The sequence below is a fragment of the Bifidobacterium sp. LH_416 genome (genome assembly GCF_056357055.1).
Genome location: NZ_JBKEVJ010000002.1, coordinates 1 through 15,427 on the forward strand (window position 1 = coordinate 1; position 15,427 = coordinate 15,427).

Below are 15,427 nucleotides of genomic sequence, written 5' to 3' on the forward strand. Positions count from 1 at the left end.
CTTTTGAACTCCTCCGTGAACCTGCGCGGATGCCTCGGGTCGGCCATGACCATCAACTCCTTCGTTGCCTAGTCCCTCAATGAACCGTCCAATACATTGTAGCCAATCCAGAGATACGCGAAACGAGATCGTACCGTCAACTCGATAAGGGCCGTGCCCCGCAGAATCATGGAACGCAGTTCTGTGTCCAACCGATACGGTTTGAGAAAGTCCGAGACGCTGACTCCCGGCTTGAAATCGTTGTCCCCATGCGCCGGATCGTTCTGAAACGCACGGAAATAACCGGACAGTCGGTAGTAATTGGAATCGAACAGGATCCGACACATTCCGGCGTGGTCCGGGACCGCCAGCCCGCGTGATTCCATGAGCTTGACCATCTCGTTCAGACTCTTCGCGGGCTTCACCGGCACCTCCAAATATGAAAAGAGCCCTCCGGGTTGCGCACTGTGAGGAGGCGTGGAAGGCTGCTGTTGGTATTGAGATTAACATCCGGCCCTGACCGGCAGTGAGTCGTGGTCATGTCACGCCGATGCGGTGCTGGGATGACCACAATGCCGTACGCGACATGAATCTGGGCTATTGCCGGCAAAAATTGCAATGCAGCTCGGCGATGCGGTCGAGTTCAAGTTCAACGTTTCAAAATAGGGTCTAAAGACCCACGAAAACGGCGTGTTTCCAAGGGTTCCGAGGTTCCGGAGCGTTGGAACCACGCCGTTTTTCGATTCACGGAAAACTGGTGTTTCCCGTGTGGATTCCGGTATTTTACGCGGCGATAGAGTGTAAATAGAGTGTACTTCGCAAGTCCCGGAGGACACTTGCCGTAACGGCACTCGCCATGGGTGCCTGGGTTGTTTTTCGTCTACTCCTCGGGACGCTTGCGTGGTCTGCCTCCACCGACCCCGCGGCCGGGACGGGCAGCGTTCCACTGGTCGATGGTCTCCGGCAGCCATCCGCGCGTCGTGCCGATTAGCGCGTCAGGATCGGGAAGGTTGTATCCCTTCGCGGCTGCGTTCTTTACGCCGAGGCGTTCGCCGACTTCCTTGAGGCTTAAGAAACGTTTGGTCATCAGTCACCTCCTGTGAGATAGCCGGGGATTCCGGCCATGATGGTGCGTCCGCCGGCGGCGAGGACGAGACATATCGTGCCGAATGCCAGCGAGACGAGCCTGTATGCGTGTTTTGCATATGGTGATCATGGATTAGTCCGGAAAGGGAGCTGATCAGTTCAATCGCCTTCCAGACCTCGTTCATGTTCACCTCCTTTTGCTGTTTTGTTTTGCTGACATAACTAATATATAGATGAGGGTTTGCCTACACACGTAGAAAAGCTCTGGTGCTCGCGATTCCTCATGAGCACATCAGGGCTCTGGCAGCTTGTAGTGCGACAGCGCTCCCTGGCGACGCCGATGCGCACCGCCACCTCGGTCATGCTTAGATACAGTTCAGTCATCACGGCCCCCGAACAGACCGAGTGTGAGACAGTCGATTCCCGCCGCGATGGCGAACAGCGCGCCTATCCATGGCTCGAAACCGGCGAACGTGCACGCTGCCGAGATAATGCCGCAGGCGAGGCCGGTGATGCGAAGACCAATCATGCTATGACGATGAGTCTTCTGGCGTTCATGGTGTTTCGAAGTTGTATTTTGGAGGTATCGGTTCCGACTACGTGGTATAGGCGGAACCTTTTGAAATGAAAACCGGAAGCACTCCCGTGCGCTTGGGCTGTTATTTCAAGCCTGCGCGGGACCTCCGGTTAGCTGTATCATAACAATCTCTGGTTTGGAAAACAAGGTGAATTGTCAGGGCGGTCGATTGGAGCCGACTGTAACTCGGTTGCGTTTCGTCTCGCAGGTTCGAATCCTGCATCCGCCACTTCCCACGGACGTCACGCACCGCGTCGTTAACCGTGCGATTCAACCAACCATAAGGAGTAACCCATGTTCCGCAACCGGTTCATGCCCCACCATCTCATGCTCATCGATTCCGGCACCTGATCCGGATGCTCGCCCGAACTGGACGCCAGCACGGCCAACACCGAGCCGGAGAACCATGTGAGCGAGCCTGAGAACGGCGAACGTTCTAAGGATTTCAGCCGCGCGCTCGCCAAACGTGTGGCTGAAATCGAGGCCAGGTACTCGGACTACGAGGAGCTGAAGGCCAAGGCTGCGAAATACGACGAGTGTGAGAACGAATCCAAGTCCGATATGAGCAAGCTCAATGTTGTTCCTGTGCATATTTGACTGCTTGTGGTGTGAAATAAAGCCACTATTTACATTAGAGTGCCCTTGCGATATGTTCTTGGCTCCGCAATCCGGTGATAATATACAGGCTCATTGATTTCATTTGGTGGGAGGATTGTTGTGAGCGGGATGATTGAGACTGAACGATTGCTGCTGCGTCCGTGGAAAGTTGACGACAAAGCCGAAGCCGCTTCGCTGTTCGCATATGCTTCCGATCCGGAGATTGGTCTTTTGTGTGGTTGGCCGCCGCATACCAGTATTGAAGGCAGTCTGAACGATATCAGGAGCATTCTCGCGGTGGAGAACAACTGGGCCGTCACGGTCAAAGGCAACGGGGATGGGCCGGTCGGTAGCATCGCGCTCAAGCCTGTCAGCCATTACACCATTGACCCGGTTGGCTCGGATGCGGGTCTCAATGAGCGCTACGGTAAGTATCTTGGTGAGAATGCGTTGGAGCTTGGGTACTGGATCGGTCGTCCGTTTTGGGGGCATGGCTACATGCCTGAGGCGTTGAACGCGGTGCTTGGTTATGCCTTCGATATGCTGCACAAAGACGCCGTGTGGGGTGGGCACTACAAGGAGAATGTCCAGTCCGGTCGTGTGATGGCCAAGTGTGGAATGAAGGCTGTCTTTGAATCAAGGCATGACTACTTCGGGCTCATTGACGCATATCATGATGATGTCTTCATATCATTACAGCGGACGAATGGCAAGCGGCGCACAAGATCTCTCAATAAGCTAGTGGTCTCGGTATCCCGAGAAGATAACTGGTGTTGGCGTACATAAATACACGTGTTTCTCCATTTATGCGTTTGTTAGACCACGATTCTGATAAAACCAGGCTGGAGTGTGCGTCATAGCCCTGAAAAGCGGCACGATGGCGTAGCCTGAAAGAGGAAGTCAGTCGTATAGACAGAAAGACGCAAAGGTGCAGGGTAGCAACATTTCCGTAAAATCCGTGGTCCAGCCTGTTTCGTCAGGTCCTTTTTATGCGCGAACCAGTGACCATGGATATGAGACCTGTGTGGAACACCTGTGCATGGCTGGATGCTTAGCTGGTGGGTTCTCTCAGCAATTCGGGCATTTTGAAGACGGATTGCTGGCTGGTTTGTTCCACGATCTCGGTAAATATTCTCCAGGTTTTCAAAAGAGAATTCGCGACCCCGAACATACTGGCAAGGTGGATCATTCCACGGCTGGAGCGATGCTGTTGATTCAGCACCGCCGTTGTGCAGCAGCCTTAGCGGTGGCTGGCCACCATACAGGCCTAGCTGATTGGGGAAGCTCAGGGGAGCTGGAAGGATCGACGTTCAGTGCTCGTATGAACAGGGCCTTTGCCGCTGGCGGCAATAATCCACTTGCTTTAGCTTGCGCGTGGGAAGGGCAACTGCACATTCCTCAATCAGTATTGTCTGCAGCAGCCATGCCCGTCCCAAAGAGGAATCCTCAGTCCAAGCAGCTGAGGGATAACCAATGCTATTCCGATATGATGCTTACCCGTATGATGTTGTCGGCATTAGTGGACGGGGATCGTCTTGATGCTGAGTTCTTCACGTCTGATCGTGAAGATCGTACCGAACATCAACTGTTGACTCATTTGAAAGAACAGCTGGGCTTGGGAAAAGTGGCGGGGGAGCAGGCTCCATCGTGGAATGTGCTGCGCGAAACGGCGTTGAAAGCTTCCGACGAATACCGGGCGGAGAATCAGGACAAAATAGAACGGTTGACTGATGCCATAGAAAACGTGGCCCGGCGATATCTCGATAATCCTCATAAGACGCCTCTTGACATCAAACGATGTGATCTGCTTGCGCAATGCTTGCATCAGGGGCAGAACATGTCGTGCACGCCCGGGCTGTATACGCTTACGGCTCCCACGGGCAGTGGCAAAACTATTTCGTCAATCACATTCGCACTCGAACATGCGCGCACTCACGGATTGCAACGGGTTATCTATGTGATTCCTTACACATCGATTATTGATCAGACGGTCAGCCAATTTGAGAAGCTTTTCGGCGAAGATGCCGTTTTGCCGCATTACTCGGAAGCGCCTTATCAACTCAAAGACGAGTCCGATATGGACAGAACTGATCTCAAACGCGCGCTTGCAGCGGAAAATTGGAATGCACCGATTGTGATTACTACAGCAGTGCAATTCTTCGAAAGCCTATATTCGAACAAAACATCGCGTTGCCGCAAGCTGCACAACATCGCAAACTCCGTCATTGTGTTTGATGAGGCACAGACTTTGCCGGTCCCATATTTGCGGCCGTGCGTCAAGGTGATAGCCGAACTTGTGGAACACTATGGTGTAACAGCTGTGCTTTGTACCGCCACACAACCTGAGCTCAAATCATTGTTTGATCAATCGTTCAGCAATAAGGATTCCGTTGAGATTTCGGAAATATCGCCATTTTCGGATGCTGAGCGTGAGGAATTCCGTCGTGTGACAGTGGAGCGTATTGGAAGCATTGAATTGGATGCGCTCGCGGATCAACTGGATGATTATACGCAAGTGTTGTGCGTGGTAAATACGCGCAAGAAAGCGCAGTATCTGTATGGCAGGCTTGCTCAGGGAGACAATGCGGAAGGAACCTTCTGCTTGACTACACTGCAATGCGCCGCCGATCGTAAACGTCTGCTCAATGTGATTCGAGAACGTCTTGCAGCAGGGAAGCCGTGCCGTGTAGTCTCCACCTCGCTGATTGAAGCAGGCGTTGATGTTGATTTCCCGGTTGCTTATCGTGAAGAGACAGGACTTGACTCGATTATTCAGACGGCAGGCCGGTGTAATCGCGAAGGCAAACGTGCTGCATCGGAGAGCCTGGTGTATGTGTTCTCCACTGAAGGTGGCCAGGCACCATTCCTGCAGCAGAATCTTGTGGCATATCGTGAGACTGCTGATCGATGCTCAGATTTGATTTCAAATGATGCGGTTCGCACATATTTTGGCAAACTGCTGGGAATGCTGGATGATACTGGCAAAAATAAAGTTGTCGGTAATGATGCTCTCGATGTGCATCGAATTATTACTTTGCATGGTTGTGGCATGGGGATGCCTTTTGAACGCATCGCACGGCTGTTTAGGTTGATTGATACGCCAACGGTGCCGGTGTATATTCCGTTGTCCGACAGCGAGTTGGGTGACGAAGGTGAACGACTATGCAATCAATTGGAGCAAGGCGATATTGACCGCATGTTGTTCCGTAAGCTAGGCAAGTACGCAGTCAATGTATGGCCGCAGCATCTTGAGAAACTGCAGTCGGCAGGGGCAATATTACCGGTTGGGAGCGGAGCTGGAGCTGCGGAAGAAAACTGCTATGTTCTGCGAGATATGAGTCTGTATTCGTCTCAGTTGGGACTGCAGTTGGAGAATGTGGCTGCTGTTGGGAAAGTGTTCAACTGTCGTTGGGTTGTGGAGCGCACGAAACGCGATCATGCGTTGCGGGTGAATATGGAGCGTCTGACACAACAGAGTGCGTTGTTGAAAGATGGATTAGGAAGAATCACAGCATGTTCTTCTGTTGATGAGGTGCGAGGTGTTGAGGGCAAGGCTGCAAAAGATTATTTCTTTGTGTTTGATGATTTGATCCTTCGGGATAAGGACTCGTTCTTCTTCGAGGAACGAAGTCGACGTCCTCCTTTGGATAGGATGAATGCGTTGTTGTCATTCATGTATGCTTTGTTGACTAACGATTGTGTCGCAGCTCTGCAAGGAGTCGGTTTGGACCCATATGTGGGATTTCTGCATGTTGATAGGCCGGGGAGACCGTCTCTTGCTTTGGATCTTATGGAAGAGTTCCGTCCGGTTGTGGCCGATCGTTTTGCGTTGACATTGGTCAACACTGGTGCCGTACGGACTTCTCATTTTGAAGAACGAGAGAACGGTGGCGTGTTTTTGACTGATGCAGGGCGCAAGATTGTGCTTACTGCGTGGCAGCGGCGGAAAACTGAGCAGATTACGCATCCTTTCCTGGGGGAGAAGATTCCGTGGGGATTGGTCCCGCATGTACAGGCATTGTTGCTAGCACGATGCATACGCGGAGATTTGGACGCTTATCCTCCATTCATGTGGAAGTGATGACGATGATGGTTGTGGTCGCATACGATGTGAATACTGAAACGGCCCCGGGGCGTCGGCGTTTGAGGCTTGTAGCGAAAGCTTGCATGAAATATGGGCAGCGCGTGCAAAATAGCGTATTCGAATGTTCGGTTTCGCCTTCGGATTATTTGCAGCTGCGCCATGAATTAGATGACATTGTTGACGTGGAGGCAGATAGTCTTCGTTTCTATAATCTTGGGGCAAAATATTCGAATCGTATCGAGTACGTTGGTAGGCAACGACATGTTCCAGTTGATGATGTCATGTTGGTATGAGTTGGTTGGTTGTAGTGAGTAGTTCACTTGACTTCGGCACGGACGTTAGGTGATGAAAAGTGTTGTATTTCGGATGGTGCGATGGGTGAGTTGTCATAAAAACATTAGAGGTTCGCACCTCTGATGATGCCAATACACGTAAATATTGTGGCGGGTGGGAGTATTTCTGGTGCCGCTTGTGGCTTGATAACTCAATAGCGACTTTGATGACTGTTCATTATGAAGGATGTAGGGCGGGATTGCGGATGATTTAAGAGTGTGAAAATGATACACTGCAACCATTCGTGAGTATTCTGTCCGGAATGCGGATTTATTATCTCATGGATGCGGTCACCCTCCTTACGGAGGGTGCGGATTGAAACGCTGGTGGTCAGCTCATAGGTCTGCGTGATCTCGTCACCCTCCTTACGGAGGGTGCGGATTGAAATCGAATGGCGCGTATGATGAAATCTCCGCTACCGTGTCACCCTCCTTACGGAGGGTGCGGATTGAAATACCAGATCAGGCTCGTCAGACTGCTCCCACAAGCGGTCACCCTCCTTACGGAGGGTGCGGATTGAAATGAGCTGCTGGATATAGCCGAGCAGGCTGGTCATGTCACCCTCCTCACGGAGGGTGCGGATTGAAATCCGTGTTGGAAAGCGGTCCTCTTACCGGGCATGTCGTCACCCTCCTCACGGAGGGTGTGGATTGAAATGAGATGAGGCACGGCATGTACGTGGTAGACGAGGTCACCCTCCTCACGGAGGGTGTGGATTGAAATTTGACGTATGCCATCACGGTTACTCGTAGATGTAGTCACCCTCCTCACGGAGGGTGCGGATTGAAATGTCTGGCAGGTCGTGGAATTGGCTGATTCCTCGTGTCACCCTCCTCACGGAGGGTGCGGATTGAAATCAGTTCTCGGTCGTCAATTTCCCCGCGCCGGCGGGTCACCCTCCTCACGGAGGGTGCGGATTGCAGTTGCGTGCTGAACGTGAATTTGGACAGTGTGCTGAGCCGTCTTTTTCACTGGGGGACATGATTTGACTGTCGAGGATAGTCTGACGTTGTAAAAAAATTTCAAATACGAAGAAACCCCTTGGTTTTCAAGGGGTTTCGGATGGCTCCTGCGACTGGGCTTGAACCAGTGACCGTCCGATTAACAGTCGGATGCTCTGCCAACTGAGCTACGCAGGAATATTCAATTTTCATCCCGGTTGGAGTAATCCAATCAGGTGAGCTCCTGCGGCTGGGCTTGAACCAGCGACCGTCCGATTAACAGTCGGATGCTCTGCCAACTGAGCTACGCAGGAATATTCAATTTTCATCCCGGTTGGAGTAATCCAATCAGGTGAGCTCCTGCGGCTGGGCTTGAACCAGCGACCGTCCGATTAACAGTCGGATGCTCTGCCAACTGAGCTACGCAGGAATGGCTGTTATGTTTGAGATTTCTCTCGCGCACAAGTCACATATCTTACATGGCTTACATGAAAATGCAAATCGCGCGCGTATAGGGCATGTCGCGTTATATTTCGCCTGTTTTTGAATCCGGTATTGGGATGTTCGCGAAGCCAGTAGGGCGCAGAATGGATTGCCAACATCATTGTTCGTGCTAGCTAAAGTCATAAAGCCAGCCTTTGGCATAATCGCTTCACCGAAATGCTTTCAATGATGGTCGAAGGCCAAGAGCAGGAGAGTTCCTTCATTCAAAGTTGTCATTAATGTCAAAGGGCCATTGCGTGGCCGGTTCGCATCATTTGACGAAGTTCTATGTCACTCTGTGATGTCCGGCAGACAATTTTTGGCACTCCGGCATCTGAAAATGGGGGGAGGAATTTGCAAACTAATGATTCTATGTGAACAGTTCAATGGATGGAACTGCTCACATACTGCTACGTCAAGAAAAGGTCTATACGCTGTTTCGCTTACGGGACCGAAGCCAACGCAGGAATATGAACGGAGCTGTAAAGGCCACAGCGTCTTCCATAATCAAGACCACTGCCGTAAGAGCCACCCAGCGAGCATCAACCACAGGAACGCTGACGGCTGTCATTATCGCCGCAATAAATACGCATAGCCATGTAATCAGCAGTGCATACGGAGCATCTCGAACAAGGGTGTCCTTGCTGTTCATGATGAATGCCACGAGTAGCATCAGCAGCATAACTAGCGCCATGAAGAAAAGATGCGTGAGCATGGTTTCGCCGACGTCGTGAACATTTACGTCGATATTCTTGCTATATTCGCCCACATACAACGCTGCCGTATCATTCTGCAGCGTTACGCCGCCGGAAGTTGTCTCTCCATCGTAGTCGAACCATATCGGGCCGTAACGGGTTTGATCACCGAGATATGGGTATCCGGGGTCTTCAAGCCATGCGAAGACTTTGCCGCCCTCCGCGTGCATATGCGAGACGCCGCACGTTTCTTCCAGCGTTCGGCGAGATACGCCTCGATTAAACGGGCCCATAGTTGTGAAAAGAGCAACGATAATAAAAATCTGAATCGCTGCAATCGCTACGTACCATGCAGCAGAACGCGGATACTTTCGCCAAGCACCGGGTTTGCGAAAAAACCATATTGACAGCACCACGGTGGCAGCCAGCCCCAAGACAGAGACGCTAACCATGGTCAATGATTCAATGTTGCCTTGGCTGAATATGTTTACCGTTAGAGGAACTTCACATATCTTCATTGATGCTCAACTCCCAAGGCTGTGGCGTTCTGCGGCACTGTTGTGATGCCTATAACTTGCTTGGTTCGTCATTCGAACAAGCAAGCTGCCTTTCATTATGACATTTGTCGGTCGGCATCAGGAGTTCTTCTATCGGCATGTATGGTTTGTTTGATTTGCGTGTTTGCTACACGCCCTACTTTTGCAAAATAACTTCCGCTATGTGGATAACTTAGCAAGCTAGAACCACATACCCCGTTTCGGCTGGACAAGGTGCAACAATATCCCGCAATGTGGAGGTACCGGCAACGGAGCTGGCCTACATAAACGTGGCAGTGCAGCCACTCACAAGCAAGGGGTAGACAATGAATGGATACTGGTTTGACTGGCGCAAGCAGTCAGCTCGTCGTGCTGCGCTCAAGCGGAAACGAGACCGTGAACAAGATGAGCAACAGCAAACCATACGAGATGCTTGGCTGGCAGCAGCGACGTTGATTGGTTTGTTGCTCGCATTGTTGATAGGTCTTTCTTTTGAGGAACGATCTGTCAACAATGCTGGTACGGATGCTGGTACGGCACAGGATTGCGCGTCCACACAGATTGCTGCACATAATCAGTCAGGATTGACTCTTGCTGATTTCACCGATATGACTGCATTGGAGCGGCAGATTGGCCAATTGTGTGCCGCCAAATACGATTGGCCTATTGGCAATGCGCATGTTAGCCAATCATTTGATCGTCCAGTAACACCTTGGGCACCAGGTCATCGTGGTGTCGATTTGGTTGCGAATCAAGGTGATGCTATTGCAGCGCCACGTGAGGGAACTATAAGCTTTGCTGGGCGTGTGGGTGGTAAAGATGTAGTGAGCATTAGGCATAGCGGGGGAGTGACCTCTACGTTTGAACCAGCTATTACAGATTTAGTAGTGGGAACTGCCGTATCAGCAGGGGATCTATTCGGCGCTGTGCAAGGTGATTCTGACCATTGTGCGGATAGTTGTCTTCACTGGGGGTTGAAACGCGGTGCCGATGACTATCTGGATCCTGAGGCGGCTATAGTGCAATACAAAATTGTGCTCAAGGAATGATTGCAGAGACGCGTCACAGGCCGGCGTCTGCCAGTGTAATGTATCCGGGGTCAATCAGGGTGGCCTTCAGATTACTGGCGCTCACAGCCAGAACAGGTTCGCTCAGCGTTGGAACCTTCTTGATTCCGCCGACTTCGCTATTGCGCACGGATGTCATCGAATTCACTGATTTGCCTGTATTGAGACGACCGCACATTTCAGCGATATTGGTTGCGAGAACTTGCCTGTTCTCAATACCGGTCATCCATTGCTTGCCGTTCACAACAGAGGGAATACTGGAAATATATGCGCCATACCCAGTGACCAATGGCCACTGAGCGTCCTTGGCTGCATCGGTGTCATCGGCTGAACCGCTGTTGTTCTGATTGCTGCTGGAATCGTCATTTTCAGGAGATTTGATTGGATCGGGTACCGCTTGGCGAGTCAGGTCTTTCTTGCCGGTGATATTGCCAACGATGCCGGAGATGGTGATTTGCGGATTAATATCTGCTGCCGAGCCGGTATATCCCAGATCGTCGAGTTCCTTCACCACTTCGGAGGCAATATAGTCGTTCATGGCAATAATGCCGTCGATTCGCGTAGGGGCGTCAGAACTGCTGAGCTTTTCCAATCGTTTGGCTAGAACGCGCCCTGTGGCTCCATCCTTGCTGACGTCGTAGGATACGCTCATCCAGTCTTTTTCAGTTGAATTGCTGGTAAGCGTGCCTGAGGGGCTTACGACGACGCCTTTCTCGTAGTACGAGCCAAGCACTTGCCAAATACCGCGGAATGCTTCCTCGGCAAATGTGGAATCACCATTGGTGTCGGTGCCATCGGAAACCGTATAGGGCAGCATTACTTCGATATGCTTTGGATTGTCCTTGCTTGCCTTATCAAGCTCAAGCTTGGCGGCCATTTTCTCTGCCTGAAGATGGCCGATAGTACGCGCATCAGAAAATTGCACGAAGGCATCTGGCTTGTAACCTTCAATGCTGTTGGCCATCAATATGACATGCATGCCAGATTCCTGTGCAAGCTTAAGCGCGGAAATCAGTCGTTTGACTGCCTGCTGTTGCGTGGCTGCATCTGCGTCGTCGGCATCAGAATCGTCCGCAGTGTCGTTAGTGCTGTCATCGCTGCTACCGCTGTCACTGTTGTCAGAGGAGCCAGAAGAATCAGTGGAATCAGAGCTGCTGTCAGCATTGGCAGATCCCTCGCTGGTGGCATCTTCGGTACTGAGCTCTTGACTTACGTAGTCGCCATACTGGCGGGTGGAATCATCGGTGGTGACTACGGGCGCCACCAGCAGAGTCATATTGTCAGGGGTAAGCGTAATGCCTGAATCATCAGTAGTGGCTTTATCGGAGAGATGATCTACGACATAATCCTGGATAGCGCGGCTTTGCTTGTCCAGCGAATCAGAAGTCGTGTGCGTAATGTTCTTTTTCTTGAAACCGTAATCAGTGAGCGCACTGGTCAGTTCAGGAGTGAGTTTGGCCCACTTATTCAGTGGGGTTTGCTGATTCAGCGTTATGCCATCAGAAGGAGTGAAGATGGCGGCAGCTCCCATGGATGAGGAAGTCAGTGTGGTTTGTGAGGAATCAGTTGATGATTGTTCGCTGGAATTGGAGGTACACGCAGTCAACGAAAGCGCCATAGCGCATGTGATGGCGATGGCGGTAATGGTGGTGACAGAGCGGCGTACGAACCCCATAAGTGAACGAACCCTCCTCAAAGCAGAAAACGGTAAACAACACACTGTGCCTCGATTGTAGTAGACGGAATATGAAAAATCCCGGATACGTGCAGAATAACAGCACATATCCGGGATGAATCAGGGGTGAAACTTGTTACATCAGGCAAGAGCCTTCTGCAGATTCTCATCCAATGCGTTCATAAAGCCTTCAGTATCCAGCCACGGCTCATCCGGGCCAATCAGCATGGCCAGATCCTTGGTCATCTGACCGCCTTCCACAGTGTCAACGATGACCTTCTCCAAAGTCTCGGCAAAGTGACGAACCTCGGGTGTGCCATCCAGGTCAGCGCGGTGCTTGAGACCACCGGTCCAAGCGAAGATGGATGCGATCGGGTTGGTGGAGGTCTTCTCGCCCTTAAGCCAACGGCGGTAATGGCGAGTCACAGTGCCATGAGCGGCTTCAGCTTCCACAGTCTGGCCGTCTGGGGTCATCAGCACGGAAGTCATCAGGCCCAACGAGCCGAAGCCTTGTGCCACGGAATCGGACTGCACGTCGCCGTCATAATTCTTGCAAGCCCAGATGTAGCCGCCGTGCCACTTCAAGGAGCTGGCCACCATGTCGTCGATAAGACGATGCTCGTAAGTCAAACCTTCAGCAGCGAATTTATCTTTGTATTCGGTTTCGAAAACTTCAGCAAAGATATCTTTGAACTGGCCGTCGTACGCCTTCAAAATCGTGTTCTTGGTGGACAGATATACCGGGTAATGACGCATCAGGCCGTAGTTGAAGCATGCGCGGGCGAAGCCACGGATGGAATCGTTCACGTTGTACTGAACCTGTGCCACGCCGCCATCTGGTCCGTAGTTGTACACCACGTGCTGAATGGGTTCGGAACCGTCTTCAGGAGTGAAGGTTACGGTCAGTGTGCCGGCGCCCGGCACCTTGAAATCAGTGGCCTTGTACTGGTCGCCGAACGCATGGCGGGCCACCACAATTGGCTTGGTCCATCCAGGAACCAGACGCGGCACATTGCTCATCACAATCGGCTCACGGAAAATAGTGCCGCCCAGGATGTTGCGAATAGTGCCGTTAGGAGACTTCCACATCTTCTTCAGGCCGAATTCCTTAACGCGCGCCTCATCAGGGGTGATGGTGGCGCACTTAACGCCCACATGATGCTTCTGAATGGCGTGGGCGGCGTCGATGGTCACCTGATCGTCGGTCTCATCGCGATGCTGGATGCCCAGATCGTAGTAGTCAAGGTTCACATCAAGATACGGCAGGATAAGCCTGTCCTTAATATCTTTCCAGATCACACGGGTCATTTCGTCGCCGTCAAGTTCAACAACGGTGCCTTCGACCTTGATTTTGGCCATGCTTCCTCCTGGTAGATTCTTTGCACCAATGTTTCCAGTCATATCGCATGTTTGTAACGAGGCAATCCGCCATTCGAGAATATGGACACTGGGCTTAGGGCGTCCGTCCCGGGCAATAATCTGGAGACCATGTCTCAGGAAATTGAAATCGGTTTGGGTAAAAAAGGCCATCTCGGCTATGCGCTGGACGATGTGGCCATCGTTCCTTCACGTCGTACCCGCGATCCCGAAGACGTCTCTACGTCTTGGCAGATCGATGCTTATGAATTCGACGTTCCGGTGATTGGTGCTCCTATGGATTCGGTCACCAGCCCCGCCACTGCCATTCAGATGGGCAAGATGGGTGCTCTCGGTGTGCTGGATTTGGAAGGTCTATGGACCCGTTATGAGAATCCCGAGCCACTGCTCGACGAAATCTCCCAGCTGCCGGCAGAAGAAGCCACTGCCCGCATTCAGCAGATTTATGCTGAGCCGGTTAAGCCGGAACTTATCACTCAGCGCCTGCATGAGATTCGCGCAGCGGGTGTGACTGTGGCCGGTGCGCTCTCTCCGCAGCGTACGCAGCAGTTCTACTCCACCGTGGTCGATGCCGGTGTTGACCTGTTTGTGATTCGCGGCACGGTGGTTTCCGCAGAGCATGTTTCCTCGTCGCATGAGCCGCTGAACCTGAAGAAGTTCATTTATGATCTCGACGTGCCGGTTATTGTCGGCGGCGCTGCTAACTACACTGCAGCCCTGCACTTGATGCGTACCGGAGCTGCTGGCGTGCTGGTTGGTTTCGGTGGCGGCGCTGTTTCCGCTACTCGTCAGACGCTGGGCGTTCAGGCACCGATGGCCACTGCCATTGCCGATGTTGCCGAAGCTCGTCGTGACTACATGGATGAGTCCGGTGGCCGTTATGTTCAGGTGATTGCCGATGGCGGCATGGGCGATTCCGGCAGCTTCGTCAAGGCTCTTGCTCTCGGCGCTGATGCCGTAATGCTTGGCGCTCCGTTGGCTCGCGCTACTGAGGCTCCGGGCAAGGGCACCCATTGGGGTTCGGAAGCTCGCCATCAGACCCTGCCGCGCGGATACCGCACCACAGTCGGTACTGTGGCACCGCTTGAGCAGATTCTGTTTGGACCGAGCCATCAGGCTGATGGCAAGACCAACTTCATTGGTGCTCTGAAGCGCGCCATGGCTTCCACTGGCTATGTTGACGTGAAGAACTTCCAGCGCTGCGGCATGGTGGTCAATCCGTATTCCGCCTGATGCGTTGGTGACTGAGCTGCTGGTTATAGGCACATAGCTGGTAGCAAAACAAAAAAGCGACACGCGCCCGCAAAATGGACAGTTATTTATAGTCTGTCTGGTTTTGCGGGCGTTTCTATTCGTTAGGCTGATTCGTTTTGACTCACCATATTTTTCGTGATGTGGTTATACATAAATTCAACCGATGGGGGTTGGGTTGAGAAAAGAAGGGAATCAAAGGTGATCGCCGATGGAATACTATACGTTCTTCCAAAATCATCGTGAACCGTTGCCGAGCTTTGACGGCTTTATTACTGTAGAGCTTTCAGACAGGCCTATTCGGTACCATATTCAGCCGCTATTCCCATGCAATATGGATGCGCAAGAGTGCCACACTATGGCTATGGCTGCCTGCAGAATCGCTTGCAATTGCGCTGATGCAATTCGCGGCAAACTGAGCGTAGATAGACTACAGCGCGCACTGACTGCACCATGCTTGGATCGATTGCAAACCATGCATCAGTTGCTGGATGTTCATATGCTGACGCATCCGGAAATTAAGGCGAAATTCTGCTATCTTCCCACGGTACCTAGCCTTATCGATGGCATGATTACCAGTGAAAGAACCATGGAATTGGCGGTATTTATGACTATTGGTCAGGAAAATCTCCGGGTCAATATGAAATTCCGCTTTATCGGGTCGCGTTGGATGTGTGTCTTTGCTGATCTGGGGTGATTCTTCAAGAATCCAATTGTGGCGGTGAGCGTAGTCATATCGCGTTTCG

The 15,427-nt window shown here is 52.0% G+C and carries 13 protein-coding genes, 4 tRNA genes, 1 pseudogene and 1 CRISPR repeat array; of the genes and pseudogenes, 9 read left to right on the forward strand and 9 right to left on the reverse strand.

Annotation, left to right across the window (positions count from 1 at the left end; all coding sequences use genetic code 11):
- Positions 1 to 68 precede the first annotated feature (68 nt).
- The 3 genes from AC1AY0_RS04440 to AC1AY0_RS04450 form a co-directional block, all read right to left on the reverse strand.
- Positions 69 to 377 carry an Abi family protein gene (locus AC1AY0_RS04440; RefSeq protein WP_476525970.1) on the reverse strand — a complete coding sequence of 103 codons (309 nt, stop codon included), beginning with the start codon at positions 375 to 377 and terminating at the stop codon, positions 69 to 71.
- Between the two features lie 482 nt (positions 378 to 859).
- Positions 860 to 1,066 (reverse strand): hypothetical protein, encoded by a 207-nt coding sequence (locus tag AC1AY0_RS04445; protein WP_476524915.1) that lies wholly within the window; start codon positions 1,064 to 1,066, stop codon positions 860 to 862.
- Positions 1,067 to 1,441: 375 nt separating this feature from the next.
- Positions 1,442 to 1,594, reverse strand: a complete 153-nt coding sequence (locus AC1AY0_RS04450; protein ID WP_476525971.1) for a hypothetical protein — start codon at positions 1,592 to 1,594, stop codon at positions 1,442 to 1,444.
- A 195-nt stretch (positions 1,595 to 1,789) separates the two neighbouring features.
- Here AC1AY0_RS04450 and AC1AY0_RS04455 point away from each other — a divergent pair.
- The 6 genes and pseudogenes from AC1AY0_RS04455 (at position 1,790) to cas2 (ending at position 6,616) form a co-directional block, all read left to right on the forward strand.
- Positions 1,790 to 1,871, forward strand: a tRNA-Tyr gene (locus AC1AY0_RS04455).
- 179 nt (positions 1,872 to 2,050) lie between these two features.
- Positions 2,051 to 2,239, forward strand: coding sequence for a hypothetical protein (locus AC1AY0_RS04460; protein WP_476524914.1), 189 nt, complete (start codon positions 2,051 to 2,053; stop codon positions 2,237 to 2,239).
- A gap of 129 nt (positions 2,240 to 2,368) precedes the next feature.
- Positions 2,369 to 3,025: a GNAT family N-acetyltransferase gene (locus AC1AY0_RS04465; protein ID WP_476524926.1), complete on the forward strand. Its 657-nt coding sequence runs from the start codon at positions 2,369 to 2,371 to the stop codon at positions 3,023 to 3,025.
- A 238-nt stretch (positions 3,026 to 3,263) separates the two neighbouring features.
- Positions 3,264 to 5,072: pseudogene (gene cas3 / locus AC1AY0_RS04470) on the forward strand (CRISPR-associated helicase Cas3'); the annotation flags it as partial.
- 501 nt (positions 5,073 to 5,573) lie between these two features.
- The gene (gene cas1, locus AC1AY0_RS04475; protein ID WP_476524925.1) at positions 5,574 to 6,320 is read left to right on the forward strand and encodes a CRISPR-associated endonuclease Cas1; all 747 of its coding nucleotides are present in this window, start codon (positions 5,574 to 5,576) and stop codon (positions 6,318 to 6,320) included.
- 5 nt (positions 6,321 to 6,325) lie between these two features.
- Entirely contained in the window at positions 6,326 to 6,616 is a 291-nt protein-coding gene (gene cas2 / locus AC1AY0_RS04480; protein WP_476524924.1) for a CRISPR-associated endonuclease Cas2, read from the forward strand.
- 329 nt (positions 6,617 to 6,945) lie between these two features.
- Positions 6,946 to 7,580: a CRISPR direct-repeat array (repeat unit 33 nt; unit sequence GTCACCCTCCTTACGGAGGGTGCGGATTGAAAT).
- A gap of 139 nt (positions 7,581 to 7,719) precedes the next feature.
- Here the strand turns inward: cas2 and AC1AY0_RS04485 are convergent.
- The 4 genes from AC1AY0_RS04485 to AC1AY0_RS04500 form a co-directional block, all read right to left on the reverse strand.
- Positions 7,720 to 7,795 (reverse strand) — tRNA-Asn (locus AC1AY0_RS04485).
- Positions 7,796 to 7,838: 43 nt separating this feature from the next.
- Positions 7,839 to 7,911, reverse strand: a tRNA-Asn gene (locus tag AC1AY0_RS04490).
- 43 nt (positions 7,912 to 7,954) lie between these two features.
- Positions 7,955 to 8,027, reverse strand: a tRNA-Asn gene (locus AC1AY0_RS04495).
- Positions 8,028 to 8,507: 480 nt separating this feature from the next.
- Complete coding sequence (locus AC1AY0_RS04500) at positions 8,508 to 9,227, reverse strand: hypothetical protein (protein WP_476525972.1); 720 nt, start codon at positions 9,225 to 9,227, stop codon at positions 8,508 to 8,510.
- Positions 9,228 to 9,637: 410 nt separating this feature from the next.
- Here AC1AY0_RS04500 and AC1AY0_RS04505 point away from each other — a divergent pair, with 410 nt between their 5' ends.
- A complete protein-coding gene (locus tag AC1AY0_RS04505) occupies positions 9,638 to 10,360 on the forward strand; it encodes a M23 family metallopeptidase (protein WP_476524912.1) in 723 nt (240 codons plus the stop codon).
- Positions 10,361 to 10,373: 13 nt separating this feature from the next.
- On the opposite strand, the gene AC1AY0_RS04510 is transcribed toward AC1AY0_RS04505, so the two are convergent.
- Positions 10,374 to 12,053 (reverse strand): substrate-binding domain-containing protein, encoded by a 1,680-nt coding sequence (locus tag AC1AY0_RS04510; protein WP_476524911.1) that lies wholly within the window; start codon positions 12,051 to 12,053, stop codon positions 10,374 to 10,376.
- Between the two features lie 141 nt (positions 12,054 to 12,194).
- Positions 12,195 to 13,412: an NADP-dependent isocitrate dehydrogenase gene (locus AC1AY0_RS04515; protein WP_476524910.1), complete on the reverse strand. Its 1,218-nt coding sequence runs from the start codon at positions 13,410 to 13,412 to the stop codon at positions 12,195 to 12,197.
- A 129-nt stretch (positions 13,413 to 13,541) separates the two neighbouring features.
- Between AC1AY0_RS04515 and AC1AY0_RS04520 the strand changes: the two genes are divergently transcribed.
- Both AC1AY0_RS04520 and AC1AY0_RS04525 read left to right on the forward strand, forming a co-directional pair.
- Positions 13,542 to 14,663 carry a GuaB3 family IMP dehydrogenase-related protein gene (locus tag AC1AY0_RS04520; RefSeq protein ID WP_476524909.1) on the forward strand — a complete coding sequence of 374 codons (1,122 nt, stop codon included), beginning with the start codon at positions 13,542 to 13,544 and terminating at the stop codon, positions 14,661 to 14,663.
- A gap of 229 nt (positions 14,664 to 14,892) precedes the next feature.
- A complete protein-coding gene (locus AC1AY0_RS04525) occupies positions 14,893 to 15,378 on the forward strand; it encodes a hypothetical protein (RefSeq protein WP_476524908.1) in 486 nt (161 codons plus the stop codon).
- Positions 15,379 to 15,427: the final 49 nt, after the last annotated feature.